General features: G+C 57.0%; 21 protein-coding genes. 15 read left to right on the forward strand and 6 right to left on the reverse strand.

Annotation, left to right across the window (positions count from 1 at the left end; genetic code table 11):
- Positions 1–27: 27 nt before the first annotated feature.
- Together H4684_RS05570 and H4684_RS05575 are read right to left on the reverse strand one after the other, a co-directional pair.
- Positions 28–1,152: an ABC transporter substrate-binding protein gene (locus H4684_RS05570; RefSeq protein WP_225940269.1), complete on the reverse strand. Its 1,125-nt coding sequence runs from the start codon at positions 1,150–1,152 to the stop codon at positions 28–30.
- Between the two features lie 25 nt (positions 1,153–1,177).
- Complete coding sequence (locus H4684_RS05575; protein WP_318779616.1) at positions 1,178–2,320, reverse strand: double-cubane-cluster-containing anaerobic reductase; 1,143 nt, start codon at positions 2,318–2,320, stop codon at positions 1,178–1,180.
- 849 nt (positions 2,321–3,169) lie between these two features.
- On the opposite strand from H4684_RS05575, the gene fdnG reads away from it, so the two are divergent.
- The 3 genes from fdnG to H4684_RS05590 all read left to right on the forward strand — a co-directional run bounded on the left by fdnG (position 3,170) and on the right by H4684_RS05590 (position 7,937).
- Complete coding sequence (gene fdnG / locus H4684_RS05580; RefSeq protein WP_192623105.1) at positions 3,170–6,205, forward strand: formate dehydrogenase-N subunit alpha; 3,036 nt, start codon at positions 3,170–3,172, stop codon at positions 6,203–6,205.
- Positions 6,206–6,214: 9 nt separating this feature from the next.
- Entirely contained in the window at positions 6,215–6,949 is a 735-nt protein-coding gene (locus H4684_RS05585) for a 4Fe-4S dicluster domain-containing protein (protein ID WP_192623106.1), read from the forward strand.
- Positions 6,950–7,127: 178 nt separating this feature from the next.
- Positions 7,128–7,937: a protein phosphatase 2C domain-containing protein gene (locus tag H4684_RS05590; RefSeq protein ID WP_225940270.1), complete on the forward strand. Its 810-nt coding sequence runs from the start codon at positions 7,128–7,130 to the stop codon at positions 7,935–7,937.
- Positions 7,938–8,094: 157 nt separating this feature from the next.
- Here the strand turns inward: H4684_RS05590 and H4684_RS05595 are convergent, their stop codons facing one another.
- Together H4684_RS05595 and H4684_RS05600 are read right to left on the reverse strand one after the other, a co-directional pair.
- Complete coding sequence (locus tag H4684_RS05595; protein WP_192623107.1) at positions 8,095–9,381, reverse strand: sensor histidine kinase; 1,287 nt, start codon at positions 9,379–9,381, stop codon at positions 8,095–8,097.
- On the reverse strand, positions 9,371–10,054 hold the full coding sequence (locus tag H4684_RS05600; RefSeq protein ID WP_192623108.1) for a response regulator transcription factor: 684 nt from the start codon (positions 10,052–10,054) through the stop codon (positions 9,371–9,373). Before H4684_RS05600 ends, H4684_RS05595 begins: the two co-directional genes overlap by 11 nt.
- A 105-nt stretch (positions 10,055–10,159) precedes the next feature.
- Here H4684_RS05600 and H4684_RS05605 point away from each other — a divergent pair, with 105 nt between their 5' ends.
- The 4 genes from H4684_RS05605 (at position 10,160) to H4684_RS05620 (ending at position 15,209) form a co-directional block, all read left to right on the forward strand.
- A complete protein-coding gene (locus H4684_RS05605; RefSeq protein ID WP_192623109.1) occupies positions 10,160–12,106 on the forward strand; it encodes an LTA synthase family protein in 1,947 nt (648 codons plus the stop codon).
- A 10-nt stretch (positions 12,107–12,116) separates the two neighbouring features.
- Positions 12,117–13,778 carry an ArnT family glycosyltransferase gene (locus H4684_RS05610; protein WP_192623110.1) on the forward strand — a complete coding sequence of 554 codons (1,662 nt, stop codon included), beginning with the start codon at positions 12,117–12,119 and terminating at the stop codon, positions 13,776–13,778.
- Between the two features lie 36 nt (positions 13,779–13,814).
- Positions 13,815–14,825, forward strand: coding sequence for a metallophosphoesterase family protein (locus H4684_RS05615; RefSeq protein ID WP_192623111.1), 1,011 nt, complete (start codon positions 13,815–13,817; stop codon positions 14,823–14,825).
- A gap of 78 nt (positions 14,826–14,903) precedes the next feature.
- Entirely contained in the window at positions 14,904–15,209 is a 306-nt protein-coding gene (locus tag H4684_RS05620) for a lipid-A-disaccharide synthase N-terminal domain-containing protein (protein WP_192623112.1), read from the forward strand.
- A gap of 170 nt (positions 15,210–15,379) precedes the next feature.
- On the opposite strand, the gene H4684_RS05625 is transcribed toward H4684_RS05620, so the two are convergent.
- Positions 15,380–16,606: a glycosyltransferase family 4 protein gene (locus H4684_RS05625; protein ID WP_192623113.1), complete on the reverse strand. Its 1,227-nt coding sequence runs from the start codon at positions 16,604–16,606 to the stop codon at positions 15,380–15,382.
- Positions 16,607–17,066: 460 nt separating this feature from the next.
- On the opposite strand from H4684_RS05625, the gene H4684_RS05630 reads away from it, so the two are divergent.
- From H4684_RS05630 to H4684_RS05640, 3 genes are read left to right on the forward strand one after another with little or no spacing between them, the layout of a single operon-like run.
- Positions 17,067–18,344 carry an ammonia-forming cytochrome c nitrite reductase subunit c552 gene (locus tag H4684_RS05630; protein ID WP_192623114.1) on the forward strand — a complete coding sequence of 426 codons (1,278 nt, stop codon included), beginning with the start codon at positions 17,067–17,069 and terminating at the stop codon, positions 18,342–18,344.
- An 18-nt stretch (positions 18,345–18,362) separates the two neighbouring features.
- Entirely contained in the window at positions 18,363–19,043 is a 681-nt protein-coding gene (locus H4684_RS05635) for a cytochrome c3 family protein (protein ID WP_192623115.1), read from the forward strand.
- The gene (locus H4684_RS05640) at positions 19,040–19,861 is read left to right on the forward strand and encodes a formate dehydrogenase subunit gamma (RefSeq protein WP_192623116.1); all 822 of its coding nucleotides are present in this window, start codon (positions 19,040–19,042) and stop codon (positions 19,859–19,861) included. The genes H4684_RS05635 and H4684_RS05640 overlap by 4 nt, the downstream gene beginning before the upstream one ends.
- A 174-nt stretch (positions 19,862–20,035) precedes the next feature.
- Here the strand turns inward: H4684_RS05640 and H4684_RS05645 are convergent, their stop codons facing one another.
- Positions 20,036–20,806 carry a TSUP family transporter gene (locus H4684_RS05645; protein WP_192623117.1) on the reverse strand — a complete coding sequence of 257 codons (771 nt, stop codon included), beginning with the start codon at positions 20,804–20,806 and terminating at the stop codon, positions 20,036–20,038.
- Positions 20,807–21,010: 204 nt separating this feature from the next.
- Between H4684_RS05645 and H4684_RS05650 the strand changes: the two genes are divergently transcribed.
- The 5 genes from H4684_RS05650 (at position 21,011) to H4684_RS05670 (ending at position 24,453) form a co-directional block, all read left to right on the forward strand.
- Positions 21,011–21,331, forward strand: coding sequence for a DsrE family protein (locus H4684_RS05650; protein ID WP_225940271.1), 321 nt, complete (start codon positions 21,011–21,013; stop codon positions 21,329–21,331).
- Positions 21,332–21,516: 185 nt separating this feature from the next.
- Positions 21,517–22,323 (forward strand): sterol desaturase family protein, encoded by an 807-nt coding sequence (locus tag H4684_RS05655; RefSeq protein WP_092192798.1) that lies wholly within the window; start codon positions 21,517–21,519, stop codon positions 22,321–22,323.
- Positions 22,324–22,629: 306 nt separating this feature from the next.
- A complete protein-coding gene (locus H4684_RS05660; RefSeq protein ID WP_192623118.1) occupies positions 22,630–23,181 on the forward strand; it encodes an RNA polymerase sigma factor in 552 nt (183 codons plus the stop codon).
- A complete protein-coding gene (locus H4684_RS05665; RefSeq protein WP_092192802.1) occupies positions 23,178–23,759 on the forward strand; it encodes a glycogen-binding domain-containing protein in 582 nt (193 codons plus the stop codon). The genes H4684_RS05660 and H4684_RS05665 overlap by 4 nt, the downstream gene beginning before the upstream one ends.
- On the forward strand, positions 23,743–24,453 hold the full coding sequence (locus H4684_RS05670; RefSeq protein WP_143077903.1) for a hypothetical protein: 711 nt from the start codon (positions 23,743–23,745) through the stop codon (positions 24,451–24,453). The genes H4684_RS05665 and H4684_RS05670 overlap by 17 nt, the downstream gene beginning before the upstream one ends.
- The last annotated feature ends 29 nt before the right edge of the window (positions 24,454–24,482 follow it).

Here is a 24,482-nt window from a genome sequence, read left to right on the forward strand (position 1 = left end):
CCGTGCGACGGGAGTCGGCAGCCGATGTTAGTTTTTGCTCAGGAAGCTGAAATCAAAAAGCTTGTCTTTGACTTCAGCTAGGCTCTTGCCCTTTAATTCGCCTCGGAACTTGTTCATCGAGTTCAGGATATCAAGATAGGTGCCCTGGCCGAGCATCCAGTTTTCCGAAGGGTCGGTCGTGTAGACAATGGTGGATTTCTGCACCGCTTCAGCCGGGGAACCCGTCCAGCCGGCGAGAATCCCACCTTCCTCGGCCTTGTGCTCGTTGCACCACTCACCGGATTTGGTCAAAAGCTCGACCGTCTTGCGCAGAACCTCGGGATGTTCGGCGATGACCGCATCCCGGGCCGCCATGACGCAGCAGGGGAAATTGTGCCTGGCTCCAGCCGGAGGAAGGTCGCGCAGATCAAGAGCGATGTGGCCGACCTTCTTGAGCTCCGAGACCTCGGGGTGCGGCGCGGGTCCGACCCAGGCATCGACCTGACCGCTGGTCAGCGCGGGGATGAAATTGGAGGTGGATTTCAAATCGACCAGCAGGACATCGGCGTCCTGCGCGGTGGCGTCCTGGGTGACCTTGAGACCGGCCTTCTGCAAGGCGCCTTCGATGATGATGCGCGGAGCGCTGGTGGGAGAATGGTAGCCGATCTTCACGGGCTGCTCGGAAGCGCGGATGTATTCAGCGACCTGGTCCCAGCCCTTGAGCGTGCTCTGGGGCGGAAACACGAGCCCCATCCCGTCGACATGCGTGGGGCAGAGCATCTTCATGGGCGTGCCCTGGTCTATCCCGGCCATGATGGCCGTACCCGAGGCAAGGGCGATGTCCATGTTCCCCTGGGCAAACATGGTTGTCGTCTCGGAGCCGCTCTTGTTCACGATGATGTTGAAAAGAGCCAGGGGCTTGTCGCCGTCCATGAGTTCATACTTCAGCTTGTCCACCACGGGACGCAGGTGGACTCCGAACTCCTTGAATTCCTCGTTTTGCGCCATGGCCACGATGAAGGGGCTATGGTGCGTGGTGAAGATGTAGCCCACGTTCAGAACGGGAAGCTTTTCTTCGGCCATGGACGGCCCTGCGGACAGGATTGCCGCCAGGACCAGGAACAGGCCGAAAATGCGTTTGAACCGCGATACCGACAAAGACATGCGTGTCATGAACCTCTCCTCTCATTGCTTTTGGTTATTGAATTCCTTCCAGAAACGCTTCGATGCGGGTCCGGATCTGCTCGGCGTCGGATTCGGAATAGCCTGTTTCGATTTGCAGAAACGGCACGTCCAGCCCTTCGGCCCTTTCTCTAACGACCTGGGATTCGACATTGAATCCGTGACACCCCTGCCAGGTCAGATCGATGATGCCGTGGATGTCGAAATCGCGGCATAAGGCCTCGACTGTCTGCAACCGACCGGGATTGGGGCTCATGCACGCGCAGGGAATTTCAAGGTATCGCCTGGCCACGTTCCCAAAAAGATCCCCTTCGGTTTGCACCGGACTGTCCAGCCCCTTGATCCCGCTGCAATTGTCCAGGCAGACAACCACCGCCCCGCTTTCCTCGACCAGTTGCAGGACCTTGTGGGACCCCTTGCCGACCGGGGTTCCGGTCAGGAGAATTCTGAATCGTCGGTCGGTAGTCGTCCCGGTGGCGCTTTTTCGCAGCTCCAGAAGTTCGTCCCGTAGCTCGCGCAGGGCGGCAAGATACGGCGCGGCCTCGACCATGAAGCTTTTGCTTTCCAGCACCGGCAGAAGCTGCATGCCGGTCAGCAGAGGCGAACCGTCCGCATTGATGCGCACGATCTCCCACATCAGGGCGCGGACGGCGTTCCCGATCTCGACCTCTTCCCGCAAACGCCCGGCGGTGATGGGCACGCCGCCGTGGGCCGTCAGATACTCTCCCAGGCGCTCCGCTTCGGCGTTCCAGAATCGAAACGCGCTCCCCAGGGACTGGTCATAGGGCAGATGCATGAGGTGCATGGGTTTTATCCTGCCCAGGAACTCGTACATCTTCTTTTTCCCGTCGCAGGTGGTTTCCGCGATGATGAAGTCGGCTGCTGAGAAGAACGGACAGGTGTCGGTCTTGGCGTAGCCGTAGCTGGACTTGATGAGTGGGCAGAGACTGGCCGGAAGCACCGCCTCGGCCGCCTGGATGGGAGCCTGGCGCTTGCCGCAAAGTCCTATGGGCACGCACCCGGCGGCCCGAATGATCTCAAGGGGCGCATAGATGCAGTAGACCCCGGCAATGGGCCTGCCCTCTTCCCGCGCCGTTTCAAGGGCTGCCAGACAGTGTTCGCTGAATTTTTCGAAGAACTGCAAGCTATGAACCGTCACGTCAGAAGACCTCATGTTTCGTTTCATTGTGTTTCACGCCAAGGTGTTTATCAGAAATTGTGATTCTTTTTGAGTAGATAGAAAGCATTATTGAATACTGGCCCTAGCTGCAAATCAGCAACACGTCCAATTTGTTATAAAAATACAAAGAGAAAGAACGCATCGAAGGAGCCTATATACGGGCAATGATGAGCATCGGTTGGTGGAGAAACGTAAAATGATAACGCCCACAACCTTATGTCTTAAATGACATAATAAATGATTCAGGATGATTGCGGCAGAAGTCAGCATGCGCATATCATGCAATATTCATGATCATGCACAATAATTTATAAAAAAATATAAGTAATTAATTACAATAATAGATTTTTTTATTTAATATTCCGAACTGGAATAAATGCCGGTTGTCCAACGGCAAAAACATACATTCTTCTCGAAAAAAGAGGGAAATGCTGAAGGCAGATGTAATAATCAATTCTCGGTCCAATCGGCTATTTCTATACACAAAGCCCCTCCCTGCTACTTCCTGTCAGGAATCTGGAACTGCCATTCATTCCAAAAGTCTGTATTCATGAACTCTTTTTCAGGCCTCCGATATCCGCAAGATATGAAGCAATCAAAGCCCCACTGGCGCGTGCTCTCATCAAAGTCGAAAGCTATTTTTCCAGGCAAAATGCAAAACCATCAGTAATTGGAAAAGTTTTGCCTAATTTTGTGCGTGAGCCTAGATCGATATAAATACTTGATTCGACAAATAGGTTTTATCTATCCATGGACCCGCAAGATGAGACCAAATCTTGAACAGATGGCAAATCCGATGCTGTCAAACCTTAGCAAGGAGTATCAGGCATGAAACTGGGGAGAAGAGAGTTTGTCAAACTCACCGCTGCCGCCACGGCCGTCTCGGCCTTTGGCGGTCTGGGTTTTGATCTGGGCCCGGCCAAGGCGCACGCGCAGCTTCTGAAATTGCGCAAAGGCAAGGAAACTACGTCCGTATGCTGCTATTGCGCCGTGGGTTGCGGCCTCCTCGTCAGCACCGATGAGAAGACAGGCCGTACCATAAACATCGAAGGCAACCCCGATCATCCCATCAATGAAGGTGCGCTGTGCGCCAAGGGAGCAAGCCTTTTCCAATTGGGCGAAAATGAACGCCGAGTGACTGCCCCACAATACCGGGCTCCGGGCAGCGACAAATGGGAGGAAAAGAGCTGGGAATGGATGATCGAGGAAATCGCAAAGCGGATCAAGAAAGTTCGCGACACGACCTTTGCGGAGAAAAACGCCAATGGCCAGACCGTCAACCGCGTCGAAGGACTTGCCTCCGTCGGCTCGGCAGCCCTGGACAGCGAGGAATGCTGGGTCTACCAGGCCTTCCTGCGTTCACTGGGATTGACCTATATCGAGCACCAGGCCCGCATCTGCCACAGTTCCACGGTCCCGGCCCTGGCGGAGAGCTTTGGCCGTGGTGCCATGACCAACCACATAATCGACATCAAGAACAGCGACTGCGTCATCATCATGGGCGGCAACCACGCCGAGACCCACCCCATCTGTTTCAAATGGGTGACCAGGGCCCAGGAAAAAGGGGCGAAGCTCATCCACGTCGACCCGCGCTATACTCGCACGTCCGCAAAAGCCGACCTGTACGCACCGCTGCGGTCCGGCACGGACATCGCATTCCTGGGCGGCATGATCAAATTTATCCTGGATAACGACCTGATCTTCAGGGAGTATGTACTCAATTACACCAACGCATCCTTCATCGTCGGCCCAGACTACGGCTTCAATGATGGCCTCTTCACCGGCTTCGATGAGGCGGCCCGCAAATACGACAAGAAGAAATGGGCTTTCGCCATGGACGAAAACGGCGTGCCCAAACGCGACATGACGCTCAAAGATCCACGGTGCGTCTACCAGCTGCTCAAAGCGCATTACGCCCGCTATGACTCCAAAACCGTATCCTCGGTAACGGGTACTCCCGAAAACAAGCTGCTTGAAGTTTACAAAACCTTCACGGAAACCGCTGCTCCTGAAAAATCCGGCACCATTCTCTATGCCATGGGCTGGACCCAGCACACCGTGGGCGTGCAAAACATCCGGACCATGGCCATGATCCAGCTTCTGCTGGGCAACATTGGCATGGCCGGGGGCGGCGTCAACGCCATGCGAGGGGAAGGCAATGTGCAGGGATCCACAGACCACGCACTCCTTTACCACATCATCCCCGGCTACATGGCGACCCCGAATGCCGCACTGCAAACCTACGAAGAATATATCAAGACCAGCACCCCGGTCAGCAAGGACCCAAAAAGCGTCAACTGGTGGCAGCACAAACCCAAATACTTCGCGAGCCTGCTAAAGGCCATGTACAAGGACGCCGACCTAAGCACCGCCTATTCGTGGATGCCCAAACTCGATGTCGGCCAGAACGCTTCCTGGCTGGTTCTCTTCGACCAAATGCTCAAAGGCCAGTTCAAGGGTTTCTTTGCATGGGGCATGAATCCCGCCGCCAGTGGCGCAAACAGCCACAAAACCCGGGAGGCGCTGTCCAAGCTTGACTGGATGGTCAACGTCAACATCTACGAAAACGAGACCGGAGCCTTCTGGAAAGGCCCGGACATGAACCCCAAGGACGTCAAGACCGAAGTCTTTTTTCTGCCATGCGCCGTTTCCTACGAAAAACAGGGTTCCATCACCAACACCGGACGCTGGATGCAGTGGCGCTACGCCGGTCCCAAGCCAATGGGCAAATGCAAGCCGGACGGCGATATGATCTATGAACTGGCGCTGAAGCTGCAAGAACTCTACAAAAAAGACAAAGGCGCTTTCCCCGGTCCCATACTCGGCCTCAATACCGCCGATTGGGGCAACGGACACGAATTCGACCCGCACAAGGTGGCCAGGCTCATCAACGGCTACTATTTGAAGGACACGGTGGTCAAAGCCGCCGACGGCACCGAGACTCTCATGAAGGCAGGCAGCCAGGTCAACGGATTCCCCAACCTCAAAGACGATGGATCCACCTGCAGCGGCAACTGGCTCTATTGCGGATCATACACCGACAAGGGCAACATGGCCGAGCGCAGGGACAAGACCCAGACATCGGAGCAGGCAAAAATCGGGCTGTATCCGAACTGGACATGGTCCTGGCCGCTGAACCGTCGAGTGCTCTACAACCGCGCATCCGTGGATCTGAGCGGCAAACCCTACCAGCCTCATAAACCTGTCCTGGCATGGGACGAAGCGGGCAAAAAATGGCTCATCGACATTCCTGACGGTGGAGGTGCTCCAGGCACCAAACACCCGTTCATCATGCGCACCCATGGCATGGGGCAACTCTACGGCCCTGGCCTGAATGAAGGCCCGTTCCCGGAACATTACGAGCCCATGGAGTGCCCCATTGCCGAACATCCCTTCTCCAAGCGACTCAACAACCCGGCCGCCCTCATCTTTGCCGGAGAGGAGAAAAAACGCGCAGTGTGCGACCCACGCTACCCCTTCGTATGCACCTCCATCCGCGTCACCGAACACTGGCAGACAGGAGTCATGACCCGCTGGCAGCCTTGGCTCATAGAGGCTCAACCGCAGATGTTCTGCGAAATGAGCGAGGAACTTGCAGAACTCAAAGGCATCAAAAACGGTGAAAAAGTCATCCTGGAAAATCCGCGCGGAGAGCTCTGGGCCATCGCCATGATCACCAAGCGACTCAAGCCCATGAACATCATGGGCACCCCCACCCATCTGGTGTCCATTCCCTGGCATTACGGCTGGGTCTGGCCCAAGGACGGTGGAGATTCGGCCAATCTGCTGACGCCAAGCGTGGGCGATGCGAACACGGGCATTCCGGAAACCAAGGCCTTCATGGTCAACGTCAAGAAGGCGTAAGGAGTCAATATGTCGGGAAAATCATTCTTCGTTGATCTGACCAAATGCACGGCCTGCCGAGGCTGCCAAGTGGCCTGCAAACAATGGAACAAACTCCCGGCCGAGCAGACGAGAAATCATGGGTCATACCAGAATCCCATGGACGTTTCGGCCATCACGTTCAAGACCGTGCACATGAAGGAAATCAGTGACGACCAGGGCTTCATGGCTGCCTGGCTCTTCTTTCCTGAACAATGCAGGCATTGCACGGAGCCTCCCTGTAAAATGACCGCCGACGCCTATGACGATCAGGCCATTCTGCAGGACGAAGCCACCGGTGCCATCACCTTCACCGATCGAACCAAGGATCTGCCGGATTTCGATGAAATCCGCGAAGCCTGCCCATACAACATTCCGCGCCAAAATGCGGAAACCAAGGTCATGACCAAGTGCACCATGTGCCTGGACCGGGTCCAGAATGGACTTGTTCCTGCCTGCGTGCAGTCATGCCCGACGGGAACAATGAATTTTGGGGAACGGGACGAAATGCTGACTTTGGCTGAAAAACGTCTGGCAGAGGTGCAGAAGAAATACCCCGAAGCGGTGTTGGGCGACGCCGAATCGACCCGGGTCATCTATCTCTACCAGATGCCGCCGCAAAAGTATCACGACTACGCGGTCGCTTCGGCCGCAACGCCTGGACTCATGAACCGCAAGGCCATGTTCGCCAAGCTCTTTGGCTCGGCCCCCAGATACAAGGCCTGACCCGAAAGGCCCTCCTCCATCGTCTGGCCGGAAAGGTAACTTTCCGGCCTTTTTGCGATCGAACGAAATCGTCATCTTACAACGCCGCGTAATTATAGAAAACTCCTATCACATCAAAGCAAGTCTATCGCATTTTTCGTTTTGACAGACATCTTCAAATTCGTTCACAGCCAAAAAAATGCAGAACAAAAACGCCATGAAAATCGAGCACATTCTTGAGCAGGGTTCCGGAGCCCAGAACGAAGATTATCTGATCATGGATAACAACATCTTTGGGGTCTTCGACGGCGCTACCAGCCTTACCGGTGCCTGCTTCGAAGAGGGCAAAAGCGGGGGCTGCATGGCGTCCTCCATTGCGGGGCAGGTTTTCCTGCGCAACCACCACCCTCTCGTCAGATTGGGAGCCGAAGCCAATGACTCGATCCGGGCCCGGATGGAACGCTCTCAGATCGACCTGTCCCGGCGCTGCGGATTGTGGAGCACCAGCGCCGCGGTGGTCAGGCTTGGGGACGGCGAAATCGAATGGTTTCAGACCGGGGATTCACAGGTGGTTTTCGTCGACAGGGATGGCGGATACAAGGTCGCGGCCAGGCGCGAAGACCACGATTATCCGACCTTGAGCATGATCAGGGAGCGGGGCCGCTCCCATCCCGAGGTGCAGAGGCTGGTCGAGACGATACGCCAGGGCATGAACCGTGATTACGGTGTGCTCAACGGGGAGAGGGAGGCGGAAAGATTCTTCCGCACTGGCACGGAACCGACCTGCAACATTAAAACAGTGCTGCTGTTCACCGACGGGCTTGATGTTCCGTGCCCCGCGCCAAAAAAGTACAAGGATTTTTCATGCCTTGTGAGCATGGCCTCCGAATTGGGCCTGGAAGGCCTTCGCGATCACGTGCGAAGGCAGGAGGCGGCCGATCCCGACATCGAGCGCTATCCGCGCTTCAAGAAACACGACGACATCGCCGCCATCGCGATACATTTCTAGCATTCACCTGCCCCCGGCAGCCTGCCTGTACACGCTTTCGATCCTGGCAAAGATGCCCTCCCAGGTGAATGGCCCCGTAATTTTACGGACATATTCCTGATCCGGCCCCACCCTGTTCCTCACATCGGCGATGCCGGAAGCATGCACGATCAGGCAGTCAGGATTGATCCGTCGCGCGGGAGGACTGAAATGAAACCTTGAAGCATGTTCCGGTCTCTCCATCGCTCGTTGAGGAAATATTCCAGCCATTGTGCTCGCAAATGCGCTTCACCAGCGACAACCCGAGCCCCAAGCCCTCCCCCCTCGCGGCCGACCCGCGCACGAAAGGCTGAAAAACACGTTCCTGCTCATGGACGGGAATTCCCATGCCCGTGTCCTCAATGCGGAAACCGCCATGTTCGAGGATGAGGCGTACCGAGCCCCGGGCCGTGTAGTGCAGCGCGTTCCGCAACAAATTGGCCATGATCGTACGCAAGAAGGTCGGATTGTGTCCCTCCGTGTCCGCCCCCTCGTCGATCAGCTCGAAAGCGAGCCCCTTGGCGCGGAGCGCCGGCTCCCACAGCAACGCCTGCTCCTGCGCGACTTCGGCCAGGCTGGCCGAGTCCGGCTCGGCGTCTTCGACCGGACCCGACCGAGCGAGCAACAGAAATGTCCTGACCAGATCGTTCATGTCCCGCGCGGCCCGTGCGATGCGTTCAATCTGCTCGCGCTGGCCGTCATGAAGCGGATTCTCGAGCAGCAACTCGCACGATGTCGAGATGACCATCAGCGGCGTGCGCAGTTCATGGCTGACGTCGCTGGTGAAGAGACGCTCACGCTCGATGGAGCGTCGGAGCTGCCCGAGCGTATTGTCGAAAGCGGCGGCAAGATCCCCGATCTCGTCATCCGGATAGCCCGGGGACAGAGGAGCCGTGCGCGTGGCAAGCTGGTCGCGGTGTCGGACCTGTCCGGCAAGCCGGGCGACGGGCTCCATGACCTGCCTGGCCATGATTACCCCGAGTCCCCAGGCGCAAACGATGGACAACAGAAAACCCGCCACAACCACTGAAAAAAGGATCTCCTCCCGGTCCTCGAATTCCTGCTGCTCCTGCTGGAGCATGTACCGAGCCCCGTTTATCTCGGTGAGATAGACATATGCCGCCTCGTGTTCATCCTCGATCTCCGTGAGTCCCTCGGGAAAGTCCGCAAAGCGTTCCGGGATCGGGTACTCGGCTGAGTTCGAGGCAAAAAAACGGGTTCGGGCGTCGAGTCGTGGCTCCCTGCCGGCCTTGATGTCCTCATGGAGCACCATGCTCAGCTTGCCGTGCAGCTCCTTTGTGATGAGCTGCTCTTCGACAAAATGGACGACACCTACAATCCCGAGGGAAAAGGAGCCGCTGACGACAACCGTCATGAGCACGAAGGCGGTGACGATGCGCTGTGAGAGGGGAAGCCTAGAGGTCATCAGTCTTCTCCGCCAGACGGTATCCGATGCCGTGCACCGTGTGCAGCAGCGGCGATTCGAAGGACTTGTCCACGATCTGGCGCAACTGGTGGATATGGCTGCGCAGGCTGTCGCTGTCCGGACAGTCATCCCCCCAGAGTTCCCGCTCCAACTCCTCGCGGCGAACTACGGCAGGGCTTTTTCGCATCAGAATCTCAAGAAGCCTCAGCCCGAAAGGATGCGGCCTGATCGTTCGTCCGGCGCGGCGCACCTGCAGGGTTTCCAGGTCAAAGGCAAGATCGCCGACCCGCAGTTCGTGGACCCGGCTTCCCTTGGTGCGGCGCAGCACGGCCTGGATGCGTGCGTGAAGTTCGGACAGGGCGAACGGTTTTACGAGATAGTCGTCGGCACCGGTGTTGAACCCCTGGATGCGATCGTCCAGCGTGTCGCGGGCGGTGAGCATGATGACCGGAATGTCGAGCCTGGCGTCTTCACGCAGGCGCCTGCAGATCTGATAGCCGTCGATACCGGGCAGCATGATGTCCAGCACGATCAGGTCGTAGGTTTGGGTGACTGCCAGATGCAGACCTGTGAGCCCGTCCTGCGCGCAATCGACAGTGTAGCCCTTGAGCTGGAGGTAATCGAGCACGTTGGCGAGTATGTCGGAGTTGTCCTCAACGATCAGTATGCGCATGCGGCGAGCCTTGGGTAGGTGGTTTCACAAATTTTTCACGTTGACACGACAATCGGCTCACGTCCGGGAGAATAGAGAGGGCTTTGACAAAATGGAGGAATGCACATGTCCCTTTCTAAATACGCTCAGGTGCGCTGTTTGACGATCGTTCTGGGTGCCTGGCTGATTATTTTTTTCCTGACCCGTTGCGTCTTGCTGGCAAGTCACTTTGGAGATGTCAATACGGGACTGTTCGGCGTCCTGGGTATCTTCGGACGCGGACTTGTCCATGACCTGAGTTTTCTTGGCTATGCGGCGCTGCCCATGACTTTGTATCTTGCCCTCTGTCCCGCAACGGTCTGGCGACGCCCATGGCACCAAGGGCTGTTGCGGGGACTGATCGGGTTCAGTCTCTTCGTCATGCTCTTCACGGCCGTCTCGGAATGGATATTCTGGGATGAATTCGGGGTACGCTTCAATTTTATCGCCGTCGATTATCTCGTTTATTCCAACGAGGTCATCAACAACATACTTGAGTCGTATCCCGTCTATCCAGTCATGGCGATACTGGTCGTGCTCTCGGTGGCCGGGACTGTCTTGTCGGGTAAAATCCTCGACCAGGCTTTCCGGGCGCCTCTCTTGTCATTGCGCGGACGCGGGCTGCTGTTCGCGGCGGTCCTCGGGACGTGCCTGCTCGTGACCGCCGCCGTGGGGCAGGACTTCAACGCCGATGGCGGGAACACCGTACGCCGTGAGCTTGCCGGCAATGGTCCGTTTCAGTTTTTCGCGGCCTTTCGCAATAACGAACTCGACTACTATCAGCTTTATGCCACACTGCCCGACAAGGATCTTGGGAGGCTTCTCAGGCAGGAACTGGCCGAACCCAATTCCCGTTTCACCAGCACCGATCCTCTTGATATACGCCGCGACGTCGACAACCCGGGAACGTTCAGGCGGCTCAACGTCATTCTGGTCACGGTCGAGAGCCTGAGCGCGAAATACCTCGGATGTTTCGGCGATTCGCGCAACTTGACCCCGAATCTGGACCGATTGAAGCCGGAGAGCCTGTTTTTCAGCAATTTCTATGCAACCGGCACCCGTACAGACCGAGGCCTGGAGGCCATCACCCTGTCCATGCCTCCGACTCCCGGCCGATCCATTGTCAAACGTCTCGGCCGGGAAACAGGATACGCAAGCCTGGGCAGACAACTGGAGGCCCGAGGCTACGACAGCGCCTTTATGTATGGAGGCCGCGGCTATTTCGACAACATGAACGCGTTCTTCGGCGGCAACGGATACCGCATCATCGATCAAACCAGCGTGCCCGAGAAGGAAATCACTTTCAAGAACGCCTGGGGCATGTGCGACGAGGATCTGTATACCCAGGCCTTGCGACAGGCCGACATCGACCACGCCGTTGGCAAGCCGTTTTTCTTCCAGCTCATGACCACATCTAATCACCGTCCCTACACCTATCCCGAAAACCGCATCGACATTCCTTCGGGATATGGCCGGGAAGGCGCCGTCAAATATACGGACTATGCCATTGGGGAATTCCTGAAACAGGCGCGACAAAAACCATGGTTCGACAAGACGGTTTTCATCTTTGTCGCCGACCATACTGCGGGGAGTGCAGGCAAGGAAGATCTGCCGGTTGCCAAGTATCGAATTCCCTTGTTCATCTTCGCGCCCCGCATACTCAAATCGCGGGAGATTTCGATGCTCGCCAGCCAGATCGATCTGGCGCCTACTCTGCTTGGTCTCTTGAACCTGGATTACACTTCGACCTTTTTTGGGCGCAACGTGTTGCGCGACGATGTTGCTTCAGAACGGGCGCTGATCGGAAATTACCAGCATCTTGGCCTGTTCGATGGGCGTGCCCTTGCGATTTTAAGTCCCCGCCAGGGCATGCGCCGCCATGACGACGCACTGGGACTTAGCGACGAATCCAGCGACAACACCTCCGACCCGCTGATGCAGCGTAACATTGCTTATTACCAAGGGGCCAGTCATGCATTCAAGACGGGCCTTCTGCGCTGGAAAAACGAGGGTTTGAAAAAGATGAGCGAATAAGATTCAAATCGTGTCACTGCATTCCAATTTCATCTCGAACACATCCGGAGAGTCGATGCCTGCACCTTGTCTTCGTTCAACGGCTTTGCTGGGCGGCCTACTCGGCCTGTCGATTCTGCTCTATGCCGGGATATTCGCCCATCGGGATATACTGGGTGTGGATATAATGGAGGCCCGCAATCTCATCACGGCAGAGGAGATGATCCAAACTGGCCACTGGCTTCTGCCCACACTGCACGGAGAACCGCGTCTGGCCAAACCACCTCTGCCGACATGGCTCACGGCCGGGGCCATGTTGATCGGCAACGCCGGACTGGATACGGATTTGACGGTAAATCGCATCCCGTCGGCCTTGGCCGGTTTGCTCCTTGCAGTTTCACTTTTCGGACTGACCCGCTTCTGGACCAAAAACACGGCTGCAGCCGCTTGGGCCACAGCCTTTTTGACCACCAGTTACATGTTCGTGCTCATGGCTCGTCGCAACAGCTGGGACATTTATTGCCATGCATTCATGCTGGCCGCGATATGGGGTGTCGCGGTGATTGCAGAATCCCCCGCGCCCAGAAGAAAGCTGGCCGTGGGGACAGGGCTGCTTCTCGGTTTGTCGGGCCTGAGCAAGGGACCTGTCAGCTATTACGCGCTGCTGCTGCCCTTCGCCATCGCACTGCTGGCCACCGGCGGAAGGATGGGTTTCCGCCTCCACGCCCGGGATCTGGCGGTGGCGCTGGGAATCGGCGTGGCGCTGACTTCGGTCTGGTCCATGGTTGCGTGGATGGCGATGCCCCACGATTTTTCACGCATGCTCGCCACTGAACAGGGCGCTTGGTTCACGGAGCACACCAAGCCCTTCTGGTTCTACCTGCAATTTCCGCTCATGACGGGAATCTGGTCACTGGTTGCCTGCACGGCACTCTGGCCAAGGCACGCACGTTGCCGGGTCGAACCGTTGTTGCCGTATTGGCGTCCTGTTTTGTGGTGTCTTGGCAGCGTGCTGCTGCTCATGCTCGTCCCGGAGAAAAAAGATCGCTACCTGCTGCCAGTCCTCATCCCATTGTGCCAGCTCATGGGCGTGTACCTGACGGGTTTGCTGCGCGATCCGGAAAAAGGCGGCCGCCTTGGGCGTGCACTTATTCTCGCGAACTCTGCAATTTTCGGGCTTGTGTGCATTTCTGTTTCAATCGCCTTGTTCTGGCTGTGGGCACGTTTCCCTGCTCTGGACGGTATTGAACTGACTGGCGTCACAGTAACGGCGGGGTTCGCTGTGATGCTTTTGTTTCTGCTCTGCCGTTCACAGCACCTGTCGGAGCTTTTCGTGGCCAAATTCTCGATTCTCGGACTTTGCTGTTTGTTCTTGCCAGCCATCGTTCAGCCCTCCGTCGGAGACATGTCTATTCCCCTCGCTGAAATCCGCACCTTCACCTCCAAAGGCCCTGTGCTGTGCGACAGTTCCCTCAAATTTCAGGACTCCTGGATCATCGGCAGCAAGCCATTGGCACAGAACGATTACGCAAACATAGAACTTCCTGATAAAATATATTTTGTCTCGCGCAGGGAAAATCCAGTCTTGCCGGAATCGCTGCGCGAATATGCGCCTCAAGCTCGCATGGATGTTCACGATTTTTCCGGCAAGAAGTTATATTTCATCGCTCTTGATCGTCGCTTAACCCAATAATTCAGACTTGCCCTCCAACCTGACATCGAAAAAAATATGAAGACCAGCTACAAACGATATATTTTATGGGCGATTGCTGGACTCTATGTCATTGTCGCCGGAATGCAGATATATGCCTGCGTTGTGACATATACCGCCCGGCAGACCCAACGCCCCCCAAATTTAGGAAATTTCGAGAGCGTACGTGCGGCCTTACCCGCTTCCGATGCGAAAAAAAAATTCACCTTCGTAATAGTGGGGGACACACGCAGTACAGGTACTTTCAAAGGACTAGCCGAAGATATCAAAGATGCAGATCCTGATTTTATCGTCATTCTTGGCGACTGGGTTAATGGTGGATCTATGAATCATCATACGTATTTCAAGTGGAAATTGTCTGATTACAATTTTTCCTTTCCGGTTTTATTAACACCTGGAAACCATGATGTTGATCCTGAAAAATATCCCATGTCTTTGTTTGAGAAAGAATACGGACCAAGTAATTTTTCATTTGTTTATAATAATAATATTTTTATTTTTATAAGCCATCTAGATAGTCGTTTTTCCAATAAAGAATCATTAAAATATTTACATTCTTTGGACAAAAGCACATTAGATACATATCAAAATCGCTTTGTATTCATGCATATCCCTCCATGGGTTTCTCCGGACATCAAGGAACGGCATACTGCAGATGAAAATGATCTTATGCAAATATTTGAAGATCTGAAAATTGACTATGCAATTGCTGCAGACTTTCATGGCTATAACCGAACACGACTGCGCGAGGTGGAATATATCATCACCGGCGGTGGCGGTGAACATTTGCACGAATCACAAGGGAGTCAATTTCATCATGCCATAGCGTTGACTGTCGGGGTGGATATGGTTTCGGAACGAATACTGCCGGTATCGGCACGCTTTGATTTTAAAGAATGGATAGACATGAACTCCATTGTATACATAGGACCATTTTTAATTCTTCATTATAAATTTTTAGTGACATTAAACATACTTTTAATAATATCGCTAGTGTTTAGTTTAAAATTAATCAAAAATACTGATTAATTTATTATTACATACCTTTATTATTACAAGCAAATTCTCAATAGTACAATACAGGCATTTATTTGTCTTTGGATTTTTATGGAAAATTCATATCATTTTATATTGCTGAGCATTGGTTTTATCGGACAATCTTTCTTCTTTATGCGTTTTTTTTGGCAGTGGATTGTCTCTGAAAAAGAACATAGAAGCGTTATCCCAGCAATTTTTTGGCATTTCAGCCTATATGGAAGTTTTTTCTTGCTCGCTTACGCAATTATGCGCAAAGATATAGTCTTTATTTTTGGTCAATCGACAGGCTTGATTATCTATGTTCGGAATATATTTCTCATTAAGCGTGAAAATGAAAAGTCTACACCCTCTCTTTGTCAAAACAATACATCCTGAAAGCATGTTCGCATTTCCAGGCAATGCTGAGACAGGCAGATACGTTTCCGTAAGGCCAGCCCCAAAGCAACCCGCGACCTCATGTAGCCGTTCAGGAAGAGGCGGGTTCCGAAACCAAACTCTCTCTGCGCTTCAAGAAGCACGACGACATCGCGATACATTTCCAGCAATCACCTGTCCCCGATAGCCTGCCTGTACACGCTCTCGATCCTGTCGAAGATGCCCTCCCAGGTGAATGGCCCCGTAATTTTACGGACATAGTCCTGATCCGGCTCCACCCTGTTCCTCACATCGGCGATGCTCGCCTGCAACGCCTCGGCCAGTCGTTGTTCCAGCAGCGGCTCATCGGCCCTGTACGGCCGGTCCACGGTTTCAAGATTCGGCAGCTCCACCATGCGCACCATGCTCGGGTGGGGCTCCGCGAAAAGCTCTCTGGCCCCCGGCAGATCCGTGGTGACAATGCGGCAGCCGCACGCCATGGCCTCCAGCAGAACCAGAGGAAGTCCTTCGAAAAATGACGGGAGCACAAAGACGGCACAGCGACGCATCAGGCCGCCCAGGTCCTCATGGGAGAGGACGCCATGAACCGTGACCCGTTGACCATGGCTGGCGGCCAGTTCCAGACACAAGTCCTTCTCCGGCCCGCTGCCCGCGCCCACAAGATGGAGGTGCCAGGGAGCCTCAACCTTCTTCAGGCTTCTCAGCAGCCAGGGCACGCCCTTGGATGAGTCGAGCTTGCCCGCGTAGAGAAGCTGAACGGCGTCCGAATCCGACGCATCTTCCTCGGCATAAAAGCACAACTCGTTGAATCCACCGCTTACGACATCCACCCTGTCGGAATCGATGCCCAGCAATTCGACGATGTCCGTCTTCTGCTGCCCGAAGAGGGCGATGATCCGGTCGATGCCGCGCAAAGCCCCCTTGAGCGAATCTCCCTGTTCCGGACACAGGCGATGCTGGCGCAGACACGAGCCGTGGCAGGTGGTCACCAGGGGCAGATGGGGGGCGACCTCGCGAGCCACCGCCGTTGCCATCCACAGATGGTTGGAGTGGATGACGTCGGGCGCGAAATCGGCAATGGCGGAACCGATGACCCTGGCGAAGGCCGTCCTGTACTCGATGATCTGCAACTTGGTCAGGGAAGAACAGACCGTGCTTGGGTAGGGCATGACATCGCTCATGCCCATGACGGGAAACCCAAGGTCATGACCGTCGAAACGGATGACCCGGAACCTGCCCGGCTGCATCAGCTCTTCCGGCACCGCGAAGTCAGCGCACACGCCCGCAACGAGAAAAGGCTCATGCCCCCTGCTTCGGCCCTGCCGGATCATTTCCTGGACGTATTTTCCGCTGCCGGTGAAGTCCGGTTTCTGGCTGATGATGTGAAGGATTCGCATGCCGGTCGGCTAGCATTTTCTTTTTTGAGAATCAAAGAAACCCGTTCCCCCGTCCACCTCACGCCTTCCTATCCTCGCCGGCCTTCTCACTAGTATCCGATATTTATTGGTAACAAGACGAAGCCATATATATCAAAAAAGACATGCAATCCGCTTTAAAAACAACGTAAAGCTGACAAATAATGAATTTTCGGACCTACATGATCAAATTTCTTTCACGGAACCCTATTTTTTTATTGACTCAACACCACAAGAAAATGCTATAAGATCAAAAAAATCCACCACAATGATGTTTTTAATCTGATTTTACATATATTTCAACCTCCTTTTCTTCCTCCACTCGGCATCAAATGCAGGTTCTGCATGTCTACATATAGCTAGTCGTACCGCCTGCCTTCGAAGTCGGGCGGTGTTCAGTTTACCCGACCAACCTCTCACATCAACAGTCGAGGAGTGCGACATGGCGCGGAACAAAAGGAATCTGATCCTTCTGGTGTTGACGGTCTGGCTCGCCCAAACGGGATGCATGGCAACCGAACCCGAGGTGAATGTCGCCCAGCTCACCTCGAAACCCAAGGCGTACGTGGGCTCGGAAGAGTGCAAAACGTGCCACCTTGAGCACTACGACTCCTGGAAGATGACTCTGCACAGCCGGATGATGGTTGATGCCAAGGCAAACCAGGATGCTATCATCACGGAACTCGACCCCGCTGCCATCAGGGCCGACCTTGAAAAAATCAAGGACTCGCTCAAGCTCCCACCCGACCAGTTTTTCATCCCCAAACCTGAGGAAGTTCTCTACACCATCGGAAGCCAGTGGAAACAGCGCTACCTCGTCGAGAAGAATGGCATGCTGGTCATGGCTCCCGTCCAGTTCAACACCGACACCGGACGCTGGGTTAACTATAACGAAGACAAGTGGGACAAGAACTCCTGGATTGTGAAATGCGGAGGCTGCCACGCCACCGGTGTCGACCTGGAAAAAGGAACCTTCGAACCGGCGGTGGGTTGCGAGGCCTGCCACGGTCCAGGCTCCTGGCACGTGGCCCTGCCCAAGAGCGCCCTCTTCGAGAAACGCGAGACGGTGGTCAACCCCGCCAAGCTGACGCCCGGAGTCGCGGTCCAGATCTGCGGTTCGTGCCACAACCGAGGCAAGGCCACCAAGCACGACAAGGCCGAGTGGCCCGTCGGCTACATGCCCGGCAAGGCCCTCGAGACATACTTCAAGTCGACCTCGTACGCCGCCGGAGACAAGCAGCACCTGTATGGCAACGAGTTCTCCAAGGCCCATCACCAGCAGTACATCGACTGGAAGCTCTCAAAGCACTATATGGAAGGTGTCTCCTGCACCTCCTGTCATTACGTACACCAGCTCGGTGTCTCCGACACGAGGCTGCAGACCAGGGAAGCCGGATCGAAGCAGTGCCTTTCCTGCCACACCCAGCTCAACCAGAACCTGGCTCACTCCATCCATTCACACGCAAACTGCGTGGGCTGCCACATGCCAAGGGTGGTCAAGAGCGCCGAATCCGGAGACCTGCACAGCCACGTCTTCAAGCCTCTCCTGCCCAAGGAAACACTGGCCAATTCGGCCATCCCGAACTCCTGCCAGACCTGCCACAAGCACAAGGACACGGATCTGGCCGAGCTGCAGAAGCAGTATGACGCCCTCGCGAGGATGCCGAAACCCATGGGCCAGACCATCGGCTTTATCAATGATGTCCGAGGAGCACAGTAGCTCCGGGGGAGGTGGATCATGATGCGACTCATCGTCCAACTCGGACTCGGGTTTCTCCTCGGACTGACCGTGTGGAGCACGGCCGGAGCCCAGGAGGAGCTCTCACGGCTGACAACCGGACGCTACGGCGAACTGGAGGCCAGCAACGGACGCTACGGAGATCACGAGGTCATAGGAGGCAGGGCGGGATCTGCGGGCACGCAACGCGGTCCGGGCAGGCCCGAACTTCGCTACAACCCGGCCGCGGGAGCACGCAACTGGCAGGCCGCCTACGCCCTGGATGCCCACGCGGGCATCCGCAACTATACTCCAAAACTGCCCTGCGCACGCTGTCACGCCGATCACACCGTCAACAACAAACACGTGCTGCGCGGCGATGTGCAGTGCAGGCAGTGCCATGGAGGCGAGCCCATTGCGGCGGTCAATTCGGCCAAAAGCCCCCTGAACCCCGTTCGCAGGCACGCCTACGTATGCGCCAAATGCCACCAGGGTGCAGGGGCTTCATTCGCAACGTACGTCATCCATGAACCGGCGCCCATGAACGCGGCGACACTGGTCACTTTTCCGGAACTGGCGTGGGCATTCTGGATCATGATCGGCATCGCGGCAATGACCTTCGCGCTGTTCCTGCCGCACACCGCCCTCTGGGGTCTGCGGGAACTGGCCGCCAAAGCGTCGGACAAGGAGAGTTCGCCATGAGAATACGACGCTTCACGCCCACGCAGCGGGCCTTTCACGCGCTGTTGCTCGTCACCTTCCTCTGGCAGTCACTCACCGGACTGGCCCGGATGTACCACGAGACTTCCTTCGGCCAAACGCTGGCCGCTCTGCTCGGCGGACAGGAGAGAGCCCTGGTTCTGCACATCTGGGGCGGGATCGCCATGCTGGCCATGTTTGCCGTGCATCTGGCCTATCTGGCCGTAGTGGCGCTTACCTCGAGACGCGCAATGACCGGGCCGGATTCGCTGCTGCCGAGAAAACGGGACCTCACCGACTTCCTCCGGCATTTGGGCTGGATGTTCGGTCTGGCCAAGGCCCCGCGTTTCGAGCGCTGGGGATACTGGGAGAAGTTCGACTACTGGGCCGTCTTCTGGGGCATGGTCATCATCGGCGGAACAGGTGCCATGCTTATCTCGCCGCTGGTCACGAGCCTCTGGCTGCCCGGCTGGTCCCTCAACGTGGCCTTCTGGGTGCACCGTATCGAGGCGGCGCTGGCCATGGGGCACGTCTTCATCATCCACTTCTTCGTGGCCCATCTCAGACGGCACAACTTCCCCATGGATCGAGCCATGTTTGCGGGGGGAGCCAACCTTGAGGAACAGACCGAGGAAAGGCCCGCATGGGTGGAAAGGCTGCGGAACGAGGGGCGTCTGTCAGCCCTGACCATGCAGGACGCCCCCGCCACGGCGCGGATCGCATCCTACGCCCTGGGGCTGAGCGCCGTGGTTGTAGGCGTCTGGCTGATCGTGCAGGCGGTACGCTATGCGCCGCTGGCCACGTGGTGGCCTGCGCCCTGAAGGAACAGGCAAAAAGAACGCCAGAAAAAAACGGGCTTCTTTTGCGTAATCATATAAAGAAGATCGGCCTTTGCGCCGAGAACAAAGGGTCGTCCGTTCGGGCGGCCCTTTGTTTCGGGTGAGACCGTTTGACCGGGGAGACCCGCCGGGGGCAATGCGCCGGATCGATGGAGACTAGATCAGGCCCGAGGCCAGCCCCATGCCCAGCGCCAGAAGCATAGCGCCGACCAGTAGCCGCACGGTCTGAATCGTCATTTTCTTCAGTACCTTGCGGCTGTAATGCACCCCCAGGGAGGCTGACAGGGTGGCGGCGACGACAAGTCCCGCGTTGTCGGTGATCATGTGCGAACCGGGCATGCCCGCATAGACGCCAAGGCGGGTCACATCGACCACGCAGGCCAGGACCACGCCCGTGGCGATGAAGGCGTCCTTGCCAAGGCCCGCGCCGAGCAGGAAGGCGCTGCGGAAGGCGCCCTGGTTGCCCGACAGACCTCCGAAGAAGCCGCTGACCACGCCGCCGAGGGGCAGCCAGGCGGCCGGGATGGCCTGCCTCTTCCCGCCGCGCAGTTCAAGGACGGCGAAGAAGACGATGAGAACCCCCACCAGCAGTTTCACGGGCGTGACGAAGAACTGCCCCCCGCCCAGGGAGTATGAAAACAGCGGGTCCAGGCCGGAAACCCCAACCAGGACCCAGGCCCCGGCGAAGCTCGCCACCAGGGCCGGCAACCCGAAGCGCAGGGTGACGCCCAGGTCGGCCTGCCGCCCGAACAGTGTCAGTTTGAAAAGGTTGTTGGCGAAGTGCACCACCGCCGTGACGGCCACGGCAGTCTCGAGGGGGAAGAACAGGGCCATGACGGGCGTGAGCACCGTGCCCAGCCCGAATCCCGAAAACAGGGTCAGCCCGGACACGGCCAGACTGGCCAGACAGATGACGACATACTCCATGATGCTTCCTTGTTTCAGATTCGGAAAACAGAATTTTCGGCACCGGCCGTCTCGACCGGCGCCTGGCCGTCCGTGATCGGGCGCCCCGCTCTCAAACGCCATTTCAGCCGGCATCGTATCACGGTCTTGTTGCGGCTTGACGACGATTCGGATGCGCGCATATCCATCAAAATACTCAATGCGAATCACCAGAATAGAGCGATAATGCAAATCCTTTTGATCCTGTCCAGCCACGACCCCGAAATCAAGTGGAACGCCGTCAGGTTCGGCAATTTCCTGCTGACCGAGGGCGAGGACGTGACCATGTTCCTGAACGGCCCGGCCGTGGATCTCTTCGCCGGAGACAGCCCCACCTTCCCCATCGCCGAACAGGCCAAGCTCTTCGCCCTGAGCGAGGGCGTACTCGTCGCCTGAGGCAAGCGCATGGGCATCCACGGCGTGGATGCGAGCGAACATGTCAAGCTTTCGAACATGAAGTTTCTGTACGAACAGCTGCAAAGTGCCGACAAGATACTCAACTTCTAATAAGACTTCCATATAAACGCATTAATTTCAAATACTTATCCTGTAAAACCGGAGCAAACAACCTACTTCCGCCAATGGGCCACCCAAACTCTGTGCGAGCACCGTCCCCAGGATTACTTGAGCCGCCTGCTAGGCGCATGAAGTCCTGACAAGCAGGAAAAACAGGCGTAACACCTGAAAACACCATGGACACAGAAAACATGCTCAGACTCGGGGCCTTCATGCTGACGGCCGTGCTCATGGCTGCCCTTGAAATCGCCCGGCCGCGCAGACGGCCCGATCCGGACCGCATGGGCCGCTGGGTGGGGAATTTGGGCGTAGTGGCCGTGTCCACGGCACTCGCACGCCTCGTTTTCCCCGTTGTGCCCATGGCTCTGGCCGCCTCGCTCCGGGGCCTGGGCCTGGGAATCTTTCCAGCACTCGATCTGCCCCTGGCCGCGGAAATCGTTCTTGGCATCCTCATCCTGGACCTAGCCATGTACGGCCAGCACCGCCTCTTCCATGCCTGGCGGCCCCTGTGGAGATTGCACCGCATGCACCACGCGGACACCTTTTTCGATTTCTCCACCGGGGTTCGCTTCCATCCCCTGGAAATCCTCATCTCCATGGCCTTCAAACTCGCCCTGGTGACCCTGCTCGCACCGCCGCCCCTGGCCGTTCTGGCCTTCGAGATCATCCTCAACAGCGCCGCGATGTTCAACCACGCCAATTTTTTCCTGCCTCTCCCCCTGGACCGTATCCTGCGCCTCGCGTTGGTCACGCCGGACATGCACCGCATCCACCACTCCACCGACGGCAGGGAAATGAACAGAAACTTCGGCTTCAGCTTTCCCTGGTGGGACCGGATCTTCTCAAGCTATCAGGACCAGCCCGCCAAGGGTCACGAAAACATGCCGCTGGGCCTGAACATTTTTCGCGATACCAGGTGCCGATCCCTCCTTCAGATGCTGGCAATGCCGTTCGTAAATCCCAAATCCGAACAAAAGAGGTGACTAAGAGCCTCTTGCGCCATCGCAATGCCATCTTTCGATATTTCAAGGCGAAAAATCCTGAAACCGGAGCCTTTCCAATGACGAGACATTCCATATTGTTTTCTTGAAAAGCATCCGCCCAGGGCTCATCGCTCTTCCCTTAGAAACCGGTCCATATGCGACCATCTTCCGGGCCTTTGACACCGAAGGCTTGACCTTCGGCAGCGAAGGACCTGAATAACAAACACCACCGGCCCCGAAACAAAGATTCATTCAGTCCGCCGGAAAATGTGACAAATCCGCCCTTGCGCGCGTATATGCCCATACATGGATCAACTGGACAACGACAGAGACGACGCCTGGGCCGTGGAACAGACCCTGAACGGCGACCGCGAGGCCTTTGCCGTACTCGTCAGGCGGTATCAGGGGCCCGTCTATCGCCTCATGTTGCGTTTTTCGCAGGATGAAAGCGAAGCCGCGGAAATGGCCCAGGACGCCTTTGTCAGGGTCTATGAACGTCTGGCCGCATACGATTCGCGCCGACGCTTCTTCACCTGGCTCTACACTCTGGCCCTGAACCTGGCTCGGGACCATGCGCGACGGCTCAAACGCGCTCCTCAGTGCCGCCAGGACCTGGACACGACACTGGCCGATAAGGAACGCGACCCGCTGGCCAGTCTCGAAGCCGCCAGACTTCTGGATGTCCTGCGTGGCCTGCCGCCCAAATACGCCGAGGCCCTGGCGTTGCGGTACATCGAGGACATGCCCCTGGAAGAGGTGGCCGAGACCCTGGGACTGTCCATAAGCGGCGCCAAGATGCGCGTGCACAGGGGGCTACGTATGATGCGGGAACATTTCGGGGAGGAAGAAAAATCATGAACAACGAGCAACAAAACAACACGACGCAGGACAGGCTCGCGTCCGGCCTGCGCGGACTGGGCGGCATGGATCCGGGAGCGGACTTCGCATCCCGCGTCATGGAGCGCATCGGCTCCGCGCTTCCCCTTCCGCTTCCGAAGCGCCGGTCGGAGCGCGTCCTCGACTGGTTCGTCAGACCACGCACCCTGCGAGTCTCACCCCTGGCCGGTCTGGCTGCCGCGGCCTGTCTGCTGCTGTCCATGGGCCTGCTCCTCAGGCTCGACTTCGGCGTCGGGAGCAGGGCCCCGGAAGGCCTTGCCCCGGTGACCTTCGTTCTGGCCGCGCCATCGGCCAGGGAAGTGGCCGTCATCGGCAGCTTCAACGGCTGGAACGCCGCCGGATGGACCATGACCCGCGACCCGTCCCGGGGCCTGTGGACCCTTTCGTCGGCCCTGCCGCCCGGCAGCCACGAGTATGTCTTTCTCATCGACGGGACCACGCCCGTGGCCGATGTCACGGCCGCGCTCAACGTCGACGACGGCTTCGGCGGCCGCAACTCTGTCCTGCTGGTGAAGAGCGGCCATGGCTCGATTCTCTAGCGCCCTTCTCGTGTCCTTCCTGCTGGCTATCTGGCTCTTGGCACCGTTCGTGGCCGAGGCGTATCGCCTTGAAAGCTCCCTTCGCCAGGCCCAGGAAGACGGCAGGCTGACGCCCGAAGAGGCGGAAGGCATTCAGGCCCGCATCGATCAGACCCGGGAACAGGGACTGCCCCAGGCGCCCTTCGCGGCCAAGGTCGAGGAAGGCCTGGCCAAACGAGTTCGTGCCCAGGCCATCATCCACGCGCTGGACGTCATTCGCGGTGATTACGACTTCGCCCGCGACACGCTCAGGCGAAGCGGTGCCGAACCGACGCCGGACGACATCGCCCTGACCGGGGACAGCCTGAGGCTCGGTCTCACCCGGCTGGAATTGACCGCGATGGCCGATTTGAACCCTCCGCCGCCCATGCTGGCCACTGCGGCCAGGACCAGGGCAGCCCTGAACGCCATTGGCTTCCCCACCCCCCTGTCCGGCGAGATCATGCGCCAGGGGCTTACCCTCGGATCACTGACGCCCGGCTGGGAACAGCTCTTCCGGGTGGTGCAGCGCACCCGCGAAGCCGGAATTCCCGACGTTGCAGTGGCCGATGCCGCCGCCCGGGTCCTGGCCGACGGCGGCAGTCCCGCGGAACTGCTGCAGGAACTGGGTCTGACGGGCCGCGACACCCGACACGAACCGGGCGCATCAAAATAATCTGTGACCTCATGGTCGCCCAAACGTAT

The organism is Desulfomicrobium macestii, from assembly GCF_014873765.1.
In the GTDB taxonomy this organism is placed as follows: domain Bacteria; phylum Desulfobacterota; class Desulfovibrionia; order Desulfovibrionales; family Desulfomicrobiaceae; genus Desulfomicrobium; species Desulfomicrobium macestii.